We start from the raw sequence: 16487 nt of genomic DNA, 5'->3' as shown, positions 1-16487 counted from the left end.
TAGCGTTTTACACGACATTTTCAAAACGGAACAGCTTATGAGTGCAATCGCGCCTGGAATGATCCTCATCGCGTACCTCTGCGGCTCCATTTCCAGTGCCATTCTGGTCTGCCGCATTGCTGGCTTGCCCGACCCGCGTAGCAGCGGATCCGGCAATCCTGGCGCGACCAATGTGTTACGAATCGGTGGCAAGGGAGCAGCCGCAGCGGTGCTGATTTTCGACGTCCTGAAAGGGATGTTGCCCGTCTGGGGCGCATACGCGTTGGGCGTAACCCCCTTCTGGCTGGGCCTGATCGCCATTGCCGCCTGTCTGGGCCATATCTGGCCGGTCTTCTTTGGGTTTAAAGGCGGGAAAGGCGTGGCGACGGCATTCGGCGCTATTGCCCCTATCGGCTGGGATTTAACCGGCGTGATGGCGGGCACCTGGTTGCTCACGGTGCTGCTGAGCGGTTATTCGTCGCTGGGCGCTATCGTCAGCGCGCTGATCGCGCCGTTCTACGTCTGGTGGTTTAAACCTCAGTTCACCTTCCCGGTTTCGATGCTGTCGTGCCTGATCCTGCTGCGCCATCACGACAACATTCAGCGACTGTGGCGTCGTCAGGAGACAAAGATCTGGACGAAGCTGAAGAAAAAACGCGAAAAAGATCCGCAATAGCGTTTTCACCTCGCCGGAAGGTTATCGGGTTCACCACGTCACCCGATAACCTTCATCCGGCCTGCCCAACCGCTGCTGACACCACGCCGCCAGAAACTCCACGCAGACCCGAAGCTTCACGCTGCGATATAGCGGCTCCTGATACACCGCCCAGATATTGGCGCTCTGCGCATAGTCCGGCAGCACCCGCACCAGTTTGCCGCTCGCCAGAAACGGCTGCACGTCCCACTCGGATCGCAGCATGATCCCCTTGCCCTCCAGCGCCCATTGCAGCACAATTTCCCCGCTGTTCGACGAGAGATGCCCGCTCACCTTGACCGATTTTTTCTCCTCGCCGTTTCCCAGCTCCCATATTCCGTGCGTCATATCGCGCTCTTTCGTGATCAGGCAATCGTGACGGCTTAATTCCTGGAGAGTTGTCGGTTCTGAATGTTTTTCGAGATAAGACGGCGCGGCGCACAATATTCTTTTATTCTTTGTTAACAAGTGCGCAATATAATAGTCTGGAATCACATCGTTAATACGAATATCGAGATCGATATTATCCTGCACCAAATCAATTTGCCGATCGAACAGTTCAAAATGCACCTGTAACTCAGGGTAATTGCGCATCAACTCGGTAATAGCCGGGGCAATATGGCTACGCCCGAAACCAAAGCTACAGCCGATACGAATCATGCCTTCCGGACGGGTTTTAATTTGCGTCACCTCATCCACCAGAAGCTGATAGCGGGTCAACACCTCCAGCGCATGTTCATAACATTTTTGCCCACTCTCGGTCAGCGCCACGCCGCGTGCCGAACGGTTCAGCAGCGTGGCGGCGAGAGTGGATTCCAGGATCTGCACCCGCTTGGTCACAAACGCCGGGGTTTGTCCGAGCGCCGCCGCCGCCGCGCTGAAGCTTCCCGTATGAACAATTTCAACCAGCACCTGCAGATCTTTCGCTAAAGGGTATGTGTTCAGCATATTCGGGCACCCATGAAGATAATACCGGCAGTGTAATTCCCTTACTGCCGCTATTCCCTGCCCTTGCTCAATTTTCGCTGATTTTTCACATCATGATTCACGAACTGTTAATTACATATACACAGTGGCAAAAAATATAAAACCCTATTTTTAGTGGTAGTTTGTTTCCCAGAATGTCTTTCCAGACAAATAAAAGCACTGGAGTTGTCATGATGAGCAATGAAAATAAACAAAAAGCGATAAATACGCTGACGGAAATTGTCGCCGGGTTTACGGCAATGATTTCCACCCGGATGCCCGACGACGTCGTGGATAAATTAAAACAGCTGCGCGATGCTGAAACCTCGTCGATGGGAAAAATCATCTATCACACGATGTTCGACAACATGCAGAAAGCGATCGACTTGAACCGTCCGGCCTGTCAGGACACCGGCGAGATCATGTTCTTCGTCAAGGTCGGCTCCCGCTTCCCGCTCCTGGGCGAACTGCAGGCCATTCTGAAGCAGGCCGTGGAAGACGCGACCGTGAAAGCCCCACTTCGTCATAACGCGGTAGAAATTTTTGACGAAGTCAACACCGGCAAAAACACCGGCAGCGGCGTGCCGTGGGTGACATGGGACATTATCCCCGACGGCGACGACGCCGAAATAGAAGTCTATATGGCAGGCGGCGGCTGTACCTTGCCAGGGCGCTCAAAAGTGTTGATGCCGTCCGAAGGCTACGAAGGCGTTGTTAAGTTCGTGTTTGAGAATATCTCCACGCTGGCGGTAAACGCCTGTCCGCCGGTGCTGGTGGGCGTGGGGATCGCCACTTCCGTAGAAACCGCCGCGGTATTGTCGCGCAAAGCGATTCTGCGCCCCATCGGCACCCGCCATCCAAATCCCAAAGCGGCTGAACTGGAACTGCGTCTGGAAGAAGGATTGAACCGTCTGGGGATCGGCCCGCAGGGGTTAACGGGCAACAGCTCCGTCATGGGCGTACACATTGAATCCGCCGCGCGTCACCCCTCGACTATCGGGGTGGCCGTCTCCACCGGCTGCTGGGCGCACCGTCGCGGTACGCTGCTGGTGCATGCCGATCTCTCCTTCGAAAACCTGTCTCATACCCGGAGCGCGCTATGAAAAAGATCCTGACGACCCCGATCAAGGCCGAAGACCTGGAGGATATCCGCGTTGGTGATGTGATCTATCTGACCGGCACGCTGGTCACCTGCCGCGACGTCTGCCATCGCCGCCTGATCGAACTCAAGCGCCCGATCCCTTACGACCTGAACGGTAAAGCCATTTTCCACGCCGGGCCGATCGTGCGCAAAAACGGTGAAAAATGGGAGATGGTTTCCGTCGGCCCGACCACCAGCATGCGCATGGAGGCGTTTGAAAAAGAGTTCATCGAGCAGACAGGCGTCAAACTGGTGGTTGGCAAAGGCGGCATGGGGCCATTGACCGAAGAAGGCTGCCAGAAATTCAAGGCGCTGCACGTGATTTTCCCCGCAGGCTGCGCGGTGCTGGCAGCCACGCAGGTGGAAGAGATAGAGGAAGTCCACTGGATGGAACTCGGCATGCCGGAATCCCTGTGGGTGTGTCGGGTGAAGGAGTTCGGTCCGCTGATCGTCTCTATCGACACCCACGGCAATAACCTGATCGCCGAGAACAAAAAGCAGTTCGCCGAGCGTCGTGGTCCGATCGTCGACGAAATTTGCGAGCACGTTCACTACATCAAATAACCCTTCCGGAGAGGCGCCCCGCCTCTCCCTCTTCGCAGGGATACGACAATGGCACCTTTAGCTGGTTGGTGGCGATACCTGGCTCCGCTGGTGGTCATCGCCATTATTGCTGTTTTGCCCGTCCCCACCGGTCTTGAGAACCACACGTGGCTCTATTTTGCGGTCTTTACCGGCGTCATTGTGGGACTGATTCTGGAACCTGTTCCCGGCGCGGTGGTGGCGATGATCGGCATTTCGACGATCGCCGTCCTCTCGCCGTGGTTGCTGTTCAGCCCCGAACAGCTGGCGCAGGACGGGTTTAAATTCACCGCCAAAGCGCTATCGTGGGCGGTATCTGGTTTTTCTAATTCAGTTATCTGGCTGATCTTTGCCGCTTTTATGTTCGGTACGGGCTATGAAAAAACCGGGCTGGGGCGACGCATCGCGCTATGGCTGGTGAAAAAGATGGGGCACCGCACGCTGTTTCTCGGCTACGCGGTCATGCTCTCTGAGCTGATCCTCGCGCCTGTTACGCCCTCAAACTCCGCGCGCGGCGCCGGGATTATCTACCCGATAATCCGTAATCTGCCGCCGCTGTATCATTCGCAGCCGAATGACGCCAGTTCGCGCTCTATTGGTTCCTACATCATGTGGATGGGGATCACTGCCGACTGCGTCACCAGCGCCATTTTCCTCACCGCGATGGCGCCAAACCTGCTGCTGATTGGCCTGATGAAGGGCGCGGCGCACACGGCGCTAAGCTGGGGCGACTGGTTCTTAGGGATGCTGCCGCTGAGTATTTTGCTGGTTCTGCTGGTCCCGTGGCTTGCTTATGTGCTGTACCCGCCGGTGCTTAAGTCCGGCGATCAGGTGCCGCGCTGGGCAGAAGCGGAGCTGAAGGCGATGGGCCCGCTGAGCACGCGTGAGAAAAAGATGTTAGTGCTGATGGTCGGCGCGCTGGTGCTGTGGATTTTCGGCGGTGACTACATTGACGCGGCGATGGTTGGCTACAGCGTGGTGGCGTTAATGCTGGTGCTGCGCATTATCTGCTGGGATGACATCGTCAGTAATAAAGCCGCATGGAACGTCTTTTTCTGGCTCGCGTCACTGATTACTCTTGCGACCGGGCTGAACAATACCGGTTTTATCACTTGGTTTGGCAACCTGCTGGCAGGCAGCCTGAGCGGTTATCCCCCGACAATGGTGATGGTCGCGCTGATCGTGGTGTTTTATCTGCTGCGTTATTTCTTCGCCAGCGCCACGGCGTACACCTCCGCACTGGCGCCAATGATGATCGCCGCCGCGCTGGCGATGCCGGACATTCCGCTCCCCGTATTTTGCCTGATGGTCGGCGCGGCGATTGGTCTGGGTAGCATTCTTACCCCGTATGCTACCGGCCCCAGCCCCATCTACTACGGTAGCGGTTATTTGCCGACGGCTGACTACTGGCGGCTGGGGGCGATTTTTGGCCTGATCTTCATGCTGCTACTGATCGTCACCGGTTTGCTCTGGATGCCTCTCGTTTTGCTTTAACCCCCGTTGGGGCGGCCGGGCTGCCGCCCCCTTTTTTCTGATTTCCCTCCTTTCCCATAAGCGTCTCATATGACCGCTTTGCCGCCGTGCTGAGGCATACTTTTTGCCATGCACCTATCTTTAAACTGACAGGGGAACGCTCTGGACACGGTTGCGCACGAGACACTCATTCGGGGCTGGCAGGCCGAACTGGACCTGCGGTTTACTCGTGCCGCGCACAAAACGGTGCTCAACTCAGCGCGTCACGTTGGTCCGTTAGCCGTTCAACGACCGTTTTACCCGGAAGATGATGTTTGTCATCTTTATTTGCTTCACCCGCCTGGCGGTATTGTCGGCGGCGATGAACTGCACATTTCCGTCACCCTTGACGCCCACAGCCACGCGTTAATCACCCAGCCCGGCGCGGGAAAGTTTTACCGCAGCGCAGGGCAACTGGCGCAACTGCGTCAGGATTTCACCCTTGCGCCGCACGCCACGCTGGAATGGCTGCCGCAGGATACGATCCTGTTTCCCGGCGCTCGCGCCAGCCTGCGCACCGTGTTCCATCTGACAACCGAAAGCCAGCTGCTCGGCTGGGATCTGCTCTGCCTGGGTCGCCCGGTAATGCAGGAAACGTTCAGCCACGGCACGCTGGTCAACCGGCTGGAAATCTGGCGCGACGGCATACCGCTGCTTATCGAAGGCCTGAAAATTCGCGGGGGCGATCTTTCCGCCGTCGCGAACCAGCCGTGGTGCGGCACGCTGTTTTGCTATCCGGGGACAGAGGCGATGCTGGACGGAGCCCGTGAACGGCTTATGCCGCTTGGCGAATACGCAGGCGCGACGCTCGTTGACTCGCTGCTCACCGTACGCTTTCTGGCGGCAGACAACCTGCTTATCCAACGCGCGATGCGCGATATCTGGCGCTTTTTACGTCCGCTGTTAACTCACAAACAACCGCATCTGCCGCGTATCTGGCAGACCTAAGAGACACCGATGGAACTGACTCCCAGAGAAAAAGACAAGCTGTTGCTCTTTACCGCCGCGCTGGTGGCAGAACGCCGTCTGGCGCGCGGCCTGAAGCTGAATTATCCGGAATCGGTAGCGCTGATCAGCGCCTTCATTATGGAAGGCGCACGCGACGGCAAAAGCGTGGCCTCGCTGATGGAAGACGGCCGCCATGTACTCACCCGCGATCAGGTGATGGAGGGGGTACCGGAGATGATCCCGGACATCCAGGTAGAAGCAACGTTTCCGGACGGATCCAAGCTGGTGACCGTCCACAATCCGATCGTGTAAGGAGAGGTTATGATTCCAGGCGAATACCGGATCGCGGCAGGAAATATTGCGCTCAATCACCAGCGCGAGACCTGCACTCTCGTGGTGGAAAACCACGGCGATCGCCCCGTTCAGGTTGGATCGCATTACCACTTTTTCGAAGCTAACCCCGCCCTGCGCTTCCCGCGCGAGGCGGCGCGCGGATACCGCCTGAATATCCCCGCCGGCACCGCAGTGCGCTTTGAACCGGGGCAAAAGCGCGAGGTCGAGCTGGTGCGCGTGGCAGGCGCGCAGCGTATTTTTGGCTTTCGCGGCGAGGTCATGGGCGCGCTGGAGGTCAACAATGGCTGAGATCTCCCGGCAAGCGTATGCCGATATGTTTGGCCCCACCACCGGCGATAAAGTGCGTCTGGCGGACACAGATTTGTGGATCGAAGTGGAAAACGATCTCACTACCTATGGCGAAGAGGTGAAATTCGGCGGCGGTAAAGTGATCCGCGACGGTATGGGCCAGGGACAGATGCGCGCCGACGTCTGCGTGGATCTGGTGATCACCAACGCGCTGATCGTCGACCACTGGGGGATCGTTAAAGCGGATATCGGCATCAAAGACGGCAGGATCTTCGCCGTCGGCAAAGCCGGTAATCCGGACATTCAGCCTGACGTGACGATCCCGATCGGCGTCGGGACGGAGGCGATCGCCGGAGAAGGTAAGATCGTCACCGCTGGCGGCGTCGATACCCATATTCACTGGATCTGTCCGCAGCAGGCGCAGGAGGCGCTGGTTTCCGGCGTGACGACGATGATCGGCGGCGGCACCGGACCGGCGGCGGGCACCAACGCCACCACCTGTACGCCCGGCCCCTGGAACATCGCCCGGATGTTGCAGGCCGCGGATACCCTGCCGGTCAATATCGGTCTGCTCGGCAAGGGAAATGGCTCCAATCCGGATACGCTGCGCGAGCAGGTGACCGCCGGGGCGATCGGCCTGAAAATTCATGAAGACTGGGGGGCGACGCCTGCGGCTATCGACTGCGCGCTGACCGTCGCCGACGAAATGGATATTCAGGTGGCGCTGCACAGCGACACCCTGAACGAGTCCGGCTTTGTCGAAGACACGCTGGCGGCTATTGGCGATCGCACGATCCATACGTTTCACACCGAAGGCGCGGGCGGCGGCCATGCGCCGGATATCATCACCGCCTGCGCGCACGCCAATATTCTGCCGTCATCAACCAACCCAACGCTGCCTTACACCGTGAATACTATCGATGAGCATCTCGACATGCTGATGGTGTGCCACCATCTCGACCCCGATATCGCCGAAGACGTGGCGTTTGCCGAGTCACGCATTCGGCGCGAAACCATCGCCGCCGAGGACGTGCTGCATGACATTGGCGCGTTTTCGCTGACCTCGTCGGATTCCCAGGCGATGGGCCGCGTCGGCGAAGTGATTCTGCGCACCTGGCAGGTAGCGCACCGGATGAAAGTACAGCGCGGCGCGCTGGCGGAAGAGCGCGGCGATAACGACAACCAGCGGGTGAAACGCTACATCGCCAAGTACACCATTAACCCGGCGCTGACTCACGGTATCGCCCATGAGGTCGGCTCCATTGAGGCCGGAAAACTGGCGGATCTGGCGCTGTGGTCGCCGGCGTTTTTCGGTGTCAAACCCGCCGCCATTATCAAGGGGGGAATGATCGCCTGCGCGCCGATGGGCGATATCAACGCCTCGATCCCCACGCCGCAGCCGGTGCACTACAGGATGATGTTCGGCGCATTGGGCGCTGCGCGTCATCACACCCGGTTAACCTTTTTGTCCCAGGCCGCCCACGACAGCGGCGTCGCTCAGCAGTTGAATTTACACAGCGCCACCGCGGTGGTGAAAGGCTGCCGGACGGTGAAAAAAGCCGACATGATCCACAACAGCCTGCAACCCGATATCACCGTCGACGCCCAGACCTACGAGGTGCGCATTGACGGCGAACGCATTACCAGCGAGCCGGCAGACGTGCTGCCGATGGCGCAACGTTACTTTTTATTTTAAGGAGCCGACATGCTGCTATTAACGCAACGGGTTGAGACGACAGCGCAAGCCACCGCCACCCTGACGCTGCCGATTGATATCCGCGTAAAAAGCCGGGCCAAAGTGCGACTGAACGACGGGCGCGAGGCGGGATTGATGCTGCCGCGCGGCCTGCTGTTGCGCGGCGGCGACCGCCTGCGTAGCGAAGACGGGACGGAAGTGGTGGAGATCATCGCCGCCCATGAAGCGGTTTCGGTGGTGCGCTGCGCCAACCCGTTTCTGCTCGCCAAAGCGTGCTATCACCTCGGCAATCGCCACGTACCGCTGCAAATTTTGCCGGATGAACTGCGCTATCATCACGATCATGTGCTGGACGCCATGCTGCGCCAGTTCGATCTTGACGTGACCTTTGCGCATTTACCGTTTGAGCCGGAAGCGGGCGCCTACGCCAGCGAGTCCCACGGGCATAACCATCATCACGGTCATGCGCACTGATGCGTGACGCCCTCCAGCAGTTGCGCCTGCTACAGCTCGCCAGCAGCAGCCTGCCGGTGGGATCGTTTACCTGGTCTCAGGGGCTGGAGTGGGCGGTGGAGAGCGGTTGGGTCAACAGCGTCGATGCCTTCGCCCGCTGGCAGCTACAGCAAATGGAGCACAATTTTTTTACCGTCGACCTGCCGTTGTTCGCCCGGCTTTATCGCGCCTGCGAGCAGGACGATATCACCGCCGCGCGCCGCTGGACGACGTACCTGCTGGCCTGTCGGGAAACCCGCGAACTGCGTGAAGAAGAGCGCAGCAGAGGCGCGGCGTTTACGCGGCTGGTGGTGGACTGGGTGCCGGAAAGCCCGCCCGCGTGGCGCGCGCTGTTCGCTGACAGCCAGCTCTGCGGGATGGCCTGGCTTGGCGTACAGTGGCGGCTGCCGCTCGCCGATCTGGCCTTAACGCTGGGCTACAGCTGGATCGAAAGCGCCGTGATGGCGGGCGTTAAGCTGGTGCCCTTCGGCCAGCAGACGGCGCAGCGGCTGATGATAACCCTCAGCGAACATTACGCACAGGGTATAACGCAGGCGTTGTGCTGTCCGGATGAACACCTCGGCTCTGCTACGCCGCTGGCGGCTATCGCCTCCGCCCGTCACGAAACCCAATACTGCCGATTATTCCGCTCCTGAGGAGAGACAATGAGTGAGTACAAACATCCCCTGCGCGTCGGCGTGGGCGGCCCGGTAGGATCGGGCAAAACCGCCCTGCTGGAAGCGTTATGCAAAGCCATGCGCGACACCTGGCAACTGGCGGTGGTCACGAACGACATTTACACCAAAGAGGACCAGCGCATCCTGACAGAAGCGGGCGCGCTTGAGCCGGAACGCATCGTCGGCGTCGAAACCGGCGGCTGTCCACACACCGCCATCCGTGAAGACGCCTCAATGAATCTGGCGGCAGTGGATGCATTAAGCGCGAAATTCGGTAATCTGGATCTGATCTTCGTCGAAAGCGGCGGTGACAACCTGAGCGCCACGTTCAGTCCGGAACTGGCGGATCTGACGATCTACGTTATCGACGTAGCTGAAGGAGAGAAGATCCCACGCAAAGGCGGCCCGGGGATCACTAAATCTGACTTTCTGGTGATCAACAAAACCGATCTGGCCCCTTACGTCGGGGCGTCGCTGGAGGTGATGGCGCGCGACACCAACCGCATGCGCGGCGCGCGTCCGTGGACCTTTACTAACCTGAAGACGGGCGACGGTCTGGAGACGATTATTGCGTTTCTGAAAGAGAAAGGGATGCTGCGAATCTGACTAAAAGGGCCTGGCGATAAGCCAGGCCTTCATGGTTATTTGCAGCTGTTATTGGATGTGCCCTGTTGACGCCATGCGCCCCACTGGCCGCCCGTTCCCGGTGTTTCCTGTCCCGGGTTGACATACCACTGGTTGAACCAAATTTTACCGTTGTAAGATACTTTGGTGCATTTGGTCGGATAGGCTATTTTGCCGTTATAGGCTGGCGCCGTATTGGTCGCCGGCACGTCGTCATTTGCCGGCGCGTCGTCCTTCGCCGGCGTATCGTCTTTTGACGGCGTGTCTTCCTTCGCTGGCGTCGCAGGTTTACTTACCATGATGGTCATGCTGTCCTGCGCGGTACGGCCATCAGCCCCTGTCGTTGTCAGCGTAAAGGTAGCCTGCCCTTCCGTATTGGCAGGAATCACCGCATAGGCATGAGCATTGTCGATGCTGTTCACCTGCACGCCGTTCAGTTTTTCCTCCAGGAAGAAGGTGCCAGCACCTTTTGTCACGCTCCAGTTATACGATGTCGCGTTCAGGCTCTTGCTGCCGTCCAGAGGATAGGTGCTTACGCCAGTGGTTGGGGAAACCATAGTGTAGTCTGCTCCTGCGGCGGCGGTAGGAGCAGGAATAGCAGGAATATCGCTGCCATTCTTCAACGCCAGGATCCGGGCGACAGCACGCGCCATATCGGGTTGCGTGCCGACCTTCGCCGAGTCGCCATTCGCAATTGGCGTGCCGGTTTCAGCCAGGATTTGACGCATCTGGCGCGGTGTAACGGTGATCCCGTTCGCTTTGGCAATACCTGACAGGCTGGCCACCACGCCTGCCACAATAGGCGTTGCTGAAGACGTCCCGCCAAAACTTCCGGTATAATTTGCATTGGTTCTGTTATAGAGATTGCCATAGCCCGTCGTTGTGACATCACTACAGCCTCTTGATGAACTGGTGACACGCGACCCATAGGTGCTAAAGTTCGCTTTTTTACCGTCTTTTGAACAGAATGCCCCGGCGATAATCGCGCCTGAATCACGCACTTGCGTATCCCAACGACCATTAAAGGCGGGAGAGTCCAGATTAATATTGCCATTCCCTGCGGAAGTAATCACAAACACGCCTTTATCCGTGAGCGCCTTGATGACGTTGAAATAACTGTCCAGATATTCAATGGGAATATAACAGGCTGATTTACAGGTCCCGGTAATTTCTCCGCCATACGTCTGCATATTTAACGAGACAACATCACCCGCTTTTAATAACGGAATAACATTAAAGAGATTCGACGCAGGCCAGGCCGCATAGCCCACTTTGCTTTTATAACTTAGACCACGAACACCAGAACCAATATCGCGCGCAGCTAAAATACCAACAGAAGCCGTATTATGTTCCCGCTCATTGCAGGTATCTTTATTTGGTCCCTGAACGAATGAAGCAGGTGGTAAATTCACATGATTTGCATTCCAGCCGCAGTTCTCAGAAGAAACAATAGTGATATCCTCACCCTCGTTCCCTATATACTGATTAACGCTGTCGCGGTTCACCCCACCAATATAATAACCAGAACGCTTGTCATCCGGGGCTTTTAAATAATCCTGCTGCTGTCGATAATCGGGCACAGACACGGCCGACAGGCCGCTGTTCACTGTCGATTTTAATAGGGTTGAAGACTGACCCGCTTCTTGCTTTTCTGCCTGAAAACCTACGGGCATAGCTTCAGGATAAACAGTCTCAACATCCTGATTTTGTTGAATAGTGTTGATCACATGTTCGATATAATTTCGATCTTGCTTTTTATTTTCTGGCAGCTCAATACGCAGATAACGATCGAATCCATACCGTGCGTTTAGCTCCGCAATTTCAGCTGCGCGTTCGCGGCTCAGGTTGTCCGCGTGGTACATGCGGGTGGCGACGAGTGCGGGATCGTCAAGTTTTAACGGGTAGGTTTGAGATTTACCCGGTTTTAGCTTAACGACAATAGCGTCATACGAAACGCCTTCCTGAACCTCTTGCGCCTGATGTACATGCTGTAAGGCGGTGCCGGTTTGAGCGTAAGCCGCACAGGTTACTGCTGCGCAAATTAACATTGATAAAATGCTTTTTTTCATGTTAGCCGATATTCCTTTATGACATGATCTGTGTTGTTCCTTTTTTCAGCTTAAAATAGTCATTACCCAACGGCCAAGTAGAGCTTTCTTTTAAAGAATAAGAAAATTCTTTTTCTTTCGCGCCGAGCTAAAAAGCAGAGGCGTTACACAAGTCAACTCATAAAAAAGATAAAAACGGTCAAAATAAAAAAATCGTATATCGACATTAATGCAAGCACATTTTTATATGAAAGTGTTCTTTTAATTTTACTCACCAACGTATGGTGCTTATAAAATATTCGCCTTCTTATGCTGGAGAACGTGATGTCAGTAAAAATAGCGATTGCCGATGAGCACCCCCTGATCCGCCGGGGTATACGTGCAATGATTGAAGGGTTAGACAGATCATGCGCGAGCTCTGGTTCCCATTTCTCGCTGCTGGAAGACGTCGGGTCGACCTCTTCCTTGCTTACGTTGCTGGCAGGAGAAACTCCCGACATCCTGCTGTTGGGATATATGCTTAACACCGTACAACACCTTCATCCGCACTGTGATTTGGACGGACTGGCGCTGATTAAAAAATTGCACCAGAAATACCCTGCGTTAAAAGTGGTGCTGATAGCCCCGTTTAAAAGCCCGCAGCTTATCCGGCTGACGCTTGAAGCCGGGGCAAAAGCCTATGTCAGTCACGCCCTCAGTGAGACAGTCCTGCGCGATACGCTTAATTGCGTCATAAAAGATGAGGTCTACATCGAACCGTCGCTAATGAAAGGCTTCCTTCAAAACGAGGAGTCGCTCTCCGCCAGAGAAATAGACGTGTTGCGTTTTCTGTGCAAAGGGGGAAATCTGACGGATGTCTCTCGTCAGATGCACCTGAGTATTAAAACCGTAAGCGCGCATAAAATACGGGCAATGGAGAAATTGCGGGTGAAAAATGACAGTCAGCTCTATTGCCTGCTGGCCAGATCCCGGATATTAGATATTATGACCTGACATCCGGGATGACACGCCGCCTCAGGCGGCAGGCAACTCCGCCAGCGGCCAGCGCGGACGCACGCTGACGCCCAGGTCGGCCAGCGCGCCCGCTTTAAAACGCACCATACCGGCATAGGCGATCATCGCGCCATTGTCAGTGCAAAATTCCGGGCGGGCGTAAAAGACTTCGCCACGGCGTTTTTGCATCATCTCTGCCAGCTTCGCGCGCAGGGTACGGTTAGCGCTGACGCCCCCCGCCATCACCAGACGTTTGAAACCGGTTTGATCCAGCGCGCGTTTGCATTTGATCATCAGCGTATCGACGACCGCGTCTTCAAATGCGCGGGCGATATCGGCGCGGGTCTGATCGTCGTCGCCATTGCTGCGAATGGTGTTAGCAGCAAAGGTTTTCAGGCCGGAAAAGCTGAAGTCCAGCCCAGGGCGATCGGTCATCGGGCGTGGGAAGACAAAGCGCCCGGCGGTACCCTGTGCGGCCATTTTCGACAGCATCGGACCACCAGGATAGTCCAGCCCCAGCAGCTTCGCGGTTTTATCAAACGCTTCGCCAGCGGCATCGTCAATCGACTCGCCCAGCAGGGTATACTGACCGACGCCGGTCACGCTGATAAGCTGCGTATGGCCGCCGGAAACCAGCAGCGCCACAAAAGGGAATTCTGGCGGGTTATCTTCCAGCATTGGCGCCAGCAGATGCCCTTCCATATGGTGTACAGGAATGGCCGGCACGTTCCAGGCGAATGCCAACGAACGTCCAACCGTTGCGCCCACCAGCAGCGCGCCAACCAGACCCGGACCGGCGGTATACGCCACCGCGTCAATCTCTTTGGCGTTCAATCCGGCTTCTTTCAGCGCCGCCTGGATCAACGGTACCGTTTTGCGGACGTGATCGCGTGAAGCCAGCTCAGGCACCACGCCGCCGTAGTCAGCGTGTAATTTCACCTGACTATACAATTGGTTGGCTAACAGACCTTTTTCGTCGTCGTAAATGGCGATGCCGGTTTCATCGCAGGATGTTTCAATTCCCAGTACACGCATGACTTGTTTTACCTCACTCTTATACCGCGCAGTTTAGGTCGAATGCGGGTCGATGTATACCCTGCGACCTGACTTCGTGTATACTCTGGCCCCTTACAAAAGTCCCTTTCAAAAAAGGCCGCGGTGCTTTACAAAGCAGCAGCAATTGCAGTAAAATTCCGCACCATTTTGAAATAAGCTGGCGTTGATGCCAGCGGCAAACCGATTTAATCAAAGGTGAGAGGCACATGCCGGTAATTAAAGTACGTGAAAACGAGCCGTTCGACGTAGCTCTGCGTCGCTTCAAGCGTTCCTGCGAAAAAGCAGGTGTTCTGGCGGAAGTTCGTCGTCGTGAGTTTTATGAAAAACCGACGACCGAACGTAAGCGCGCTAAAGCTTCTGCAGTGAAACGTCACGCGAAGAAACTGGCTCGCGAAAACGCACGCCGTACTCGTCTGTACTAATCTGTTGAGGGCCAGGGCTCTCAATTCAGACAGAGTTGTAGTTGTAAGGCCGTGCTTCCGAAAGGAATGCGCGGCTTGTTTTCGTTTATGAATCAGCAATTACACAACATCATTCACCCTGTATCAAGGCGGCAAGTGAGTGAATCCCCGGAGCCTAGAGAAGTCAGTAACTGGGGGGGAACGAGCGCAGCCAACGCAGAGACAGCTTGAAGGATGAAGTTTACTAACGGGGCTTATGGCTGGACGAATCCCACGCGTATTTATTAATGACCTGCTGGCGCGCACCGACATCGTCGATCTGATCGACGCGCGGGTGAAGCTCAAAAAGCAGGGCAAGAATTATCATGCGTGCTGTCCGTTCCATAATGAAAAAACCCCCTCTTTCACCGTAAACGGTGAAAAACAGTTTTATCACTGCTTTGGATGCGGCGCGCACGGCAACGCGATCGATTTCCTGATGAACTACGACAAGCTCGAGTTCGTGGAAACCGTCGAAGAGCTGGCGGCAATGCACAATCTTGAGGTTCCATTTGAAGCAGGCACTGGCCCCAGTCAGATAGAGCGCCATCAACGGCAAAGCCTTTATCAATTGATGGACGGTCTGAACACGTTTTATCAGCAATCTCTGATGCAACCCGCCGCTACCCCTGCGCGCCAGTATCTGGAAAAGCGAGGACTCAGTAGCGAAGTGATCGCGCGTTTTGCTATTGGTTTTGCGCCCCCCGGCTGGGACAACGTCCTGAAACGGTTTGGCGGCAATAGCGAAAATCGCCAGTCGCTGGTCGACGCGGGCATGTTGGTCACCAACGATCAGGGACGCAGCTATGACCGCTTCCGCGAACGGGTGATGTTCCCCATACGCGACAAGCGTGGCCGGGTGATTGGCTTTGGTGGTCGGGTGCTGGGCGATGCCCTGCCGAAGTACCTCAACTCCCCGGAAACCGATATTTTTCATAAAGGCCGTCAGCTGTATGGTCTGTATGAAGCGCAGCAGGATAACGCCGATCCACAGCGACTGCTGGTTGTGGAAGGTTATATGGATGTGGTGGCGCTGGCGCAATACGGCATTAACTACGCCGTGGCGTCGTTGGGCACCTCGACCACCGCCGATCACATTCAGCTCCTGTTTCGCGCGACCAACACGGTGATTTGCTGTTATGACGGCGACCGGGCAGGACGAGACGCCGCCTGGCGCGCGCTGGAAACCGCGCTGCCGTATATGACCGATGGTCGTCAGCTACGCTTTATGTTCCTGCCTGACGGCGAAGACCCGGATACGCTGGTGCGTAAAGAGGGTAAAGAAGCGTTTGAAACCCGGATGGAGCAGGCGTTACCGCTCTCCGCGTTTTTGTTTAACAGCCTGCTGCCGCAGGTCGATTTGAGCACCCCGGACGGACGCGCGCAGCTCAGTACGCTGGCATTACCGTTAATCACTCAGGTGCCGGGCGAAACGCTGCGCATTTACCTGCGCCAGGAGTTGGGCAACAAGCTGGGCATCCTTGACGACAGCCAGCTTGAACGATTAATGCCAAAATTGTCTGAAAATGGCCCTTCCCGGCCCGCTCCACAGCTAAAACGCACGACCATGCGTATACTGATAGGACTGCTGGTGCAAAATCCGGAACTGGCGCCACTGGTCCCACCGTTGAACGGTCTGGATCATAATAAGCTGCCCGGACTTGGCTTATTTGCAGAACTGGTCAACACTTGTTTGTCCCAGCCAGGTCTGACCACCGGGCAACTTTTAGAACACTATCGTGGCACAAATGATGCGGCCACCCTTGAAAAACTGTCGATGTGGGACGATATAGCTGATAAGGACATTGCTGAAAAAACCTTCACCGACTCACTCAACCATATGTTTGATTCGATGCTTGAGCTGCGCCAGGAAGAGTTGATTGCTCGTGAGCGCACACATGGTTTAAGCAGCGAAGAACGCCGGGAGCTCTGGACTCTGAACCAGGAGCTGGCGAAGAGATAACTGAAAGACAACATCATTCGCGTTGTATCAAGGG

17 protein-coding genes are annotated in these 16487 nt (G+C 56.2%); 14 read left to right on the top strand and 3 right to left on the bottom strand.

Features of this window, described 5'->3' with window-relative positions:
* Positions 1 to 37 precede the first annotated feature (37 nt).
* On the top strand, positions 38 to 655 hold the full coding sequence (gene plsY, locus OGY07_RS15360; protein WP_042289743.1) for a glycerol-3-phosphate 1-O-acyltransferase PlsY: 618 nt from the start codon (positions 38 to 40) through the stop codon (positions 653 to 655).
* Positions 656 to 685: 30 nt separating this feature from the next.
* Here the strand turns inward: plsY and ttdR are convergent, their stop codons facing one another.
* Positions 686 to 1621: an L-tartrate utilization transcriptional activator TtdR gene (ttdR, locus tag OGY07_RS15355; protein ID WP_181822082.1), complete on the bottom strand. Its 936-nt coding sequence runs from the start codon at positions 1619 to 1621 to the stop codon at positions 686 to 688.
* Positions 1622 to 1830: 209 nt separating this feature from the next.
* Between ttdR and ttdA the strand changes: the two genes are divergently transcribed.
* The 10 genes from ttdA (at position 1831) to ureG (ending at position 9935) form a co-directional block, all read left to right on the top strand.
* Entirely contained in the window at positions 1831 to 2742 is a 912-nt protein-coding gene (ttdA, locus tag OGY07_RS15350) for a L(+)-tartrate dehydratase subunit alpha (protein WP_120714909.1), read from the top strand.
* Positions 2739 to 3344 (top strand): L(+)-tartrate dehydratase subunit beta, encoded by a 606-nt coding sequence (ttdB, locus tag OGY07_RS15345; protein WP_042324302.1) that lies wholly within the window; start codon positions 2739 to 2741, stop codon positions 3342 to 3344. The genes ttdA and ttdB overlap by 4 nt, the downstream gene beginning before the upstream one ends.
* Positions 3345 to 3392: 48 nt before the next feature.
* Positions 3393 to 4856: an anion permease gene (locus tag OGY07_RS15340; RefSeq protein ID WP_060570855.1), complete on the top strand. Its 1464-nt coding sequence runs from the start codon at positions 3393 to 3395 to the stop codon at positions 4854 to 4856.
* Between the two features lie 141 nt (positions 4857 to 4997).
* Positions 4998 to 5822 carry an urease accessory protein UreD gene (locus OGY07_RS15335; protein ID WP_286601886.1) on the top strand — a complete coding sequence of 275 codons (825 nt, stop codon included), beginning with the start codon at positions 4998 to 5000 and terminating at the stop codon, positions 5820 to 5822.
* Positions 5823 to 5831: 9 nt separating this feature from the next.
* Positions 5832 to 6134 carry an urease subunit gamma gene (locus OGY07_RS15330; protein ID WP_042289336.1) on the top strand — a complete coding sequence of 101 codons (303 nt, stop codon included), beginning with the start codon at positions 5832 to 5834 and terminating at the stop codon, positions 6132 to 6134.
* Between the two features lie 9 nt (positions 6135 to 6143).
* Positions 6144 to 6464: an urease subunit beta gene (locus OGY07_RS15325; protein WP_042289337.1), complete on the top strand. Its 321-nt coding sequence runs from the start codon at positions 6144 to 6146 to the stop codon at positions 6462 to 6464.
* A complete protein-coding gene (ureC, locus tag OGY07_RS15320) occupies positions 6457 to 8160 on the top strand; it encodes an urease subunit alpha (protein ID WP_286601514.1) in 1704 nt (567 codons plus the stop codon). Before OGY07_RS15325 ends, ureC begins: the two co-directional genes overlap by 8 nt.
* A gap of 9 nt (positions 8161 to 8169) precedes the next feature.
* The gene (gene ureE, locus OGY07_RS15315; RefSeq protein WP_060570858.1) at positions 8170 to 8634 is read left to right on the top strand and encodes an urease accessory protein UreE; all 465 of its coding nucleotides are present in this window, start codon (positions 8170 to 8172) and stop codon (positions 8632 to 8634) included.
* Positions 8634 to 9308 carry an urease accessory protein UreF gene (locus OGY07_RS15310; RefSeq protein ID WP_286601510.1) on the top strand — a complete coding sequence of 225 codons (675 nt, stop codon included), beginning with the start codon at positions 8634 to 8636 and terminating at the stop codon, positions 9306 to 9308. Before ureE ends, OGY07_RS15310 begins: the two co-directional genes overlap by 1 nt.
* A 9-nt stretch (positions 9309 to 9317) precedes the next feature.
* Positions 9318 to 9935: an urease accessory protein UreG gene (gene ureG, locus OGY07_RS15305; RefSeq protein ID WP_042289346.1), complete on the top strand. Its 618-nt coding sequence runs from the start codon at positions 9318 to 9320 to the stop codon at positions 9933 to 9935.
* A gap of 35 nt (positions 9936 to 9970) precedes the next feature.
* Here the strand turns inward: ureG and OGY07_RS15300 are convergent, their stop codons facing one another.
* Entirely contained in the window at positions 9971 to 12022 is a 2052-nt protein-coding gene (locus OGY07_RS15300; protein WP_286601508.1) for a S8 family serine peptidase, read from the bottom strand.
* 303 nt (positions 12023 to 12325) lie between these two features.
* On the opposite strand from OGY07_RS15300, the gene OGY07_RS15295 reads away from it, so the two are divergent.
* Positions 12326 to 12994 carry a LuxR C-terminal-related transcriptional regulator gene (locus OGY07_RS15295; RefSeq protein WP_286601506.1) on the top strand — a complete coding sequence of 223 codons (669 nt, stop codon included), beginning with the start codon at positions 12326 to 12328 and terminating at the stop codon, positions 12992 to 12994.
* A 21-nt stretch (positions 12995 to 13015) separates the two neighbouring features.
* Here OGY07_RS15295 and tsaD read toward each other — a convergent pair whose 3' ends face one another.
* On the bottom strand, positions 13016 to 14029 hold the full coding sequence (gene tsaD, locus OGY07_RS15290; protein ID WP_042289353.1) for a tRNA (adenosine(37)-N6)-threonylcarbamoyltransferase complex transferase subunit TsaD: 1014 nt from the start codon (positions 14027 to 14029) through the stop codon (positions 13016 to 13018).
* A 227-nt stretch (positions 14030 to 14256) separates the two neighbouring features.
* On the opposite strand from tsaD, the gene rpsU reads away from it, so the two are divergent.
* Together rpsU and dnaG are read left to right on the top strand one after the other, a co-directional pair.
* Positions 14257 to 14472 (top strand): 30S ribosomal protein S21, encoded by a 216-nt coding sequence (gene rpsU / locus OGY07_RS15285; RefSeq protein WP_001144069.1) that lies wholly within the window; start codon positions 14257 to 14259, stop codon positions 14470 to 14472.
* 235 nt (positions 14473 to 14707) lie between these two features.
* Positions 14708 to 16453 carry a DNA primase gene (gene dnaG, locus OGY07_RS15280; protein WP_042289356.1) on the top strand — a complete coding sequence of 582 codons (1746 nt, stop codon included), beginning with the start codon at positions 14708 to 14710 and terminating at the stop codon, positions 16451 to 16453.
* Positions 16454 to 16487: the final 34 nt, after the last annotated feature.

Source organism: Citrobacter sp. Cs237, assembly GCF_030332325.1.
GTDB classification, from domain to species: Bacteria; Pseudomonadota; Gammaproteobacteria; order Enterobacterales; family Enterobacteriaceae; genus Citrobacter_A; species Citrobacter_A sedlakii.
This window is presented reverse-complemented; position numbering and strand designations above follow the sequence as displayed.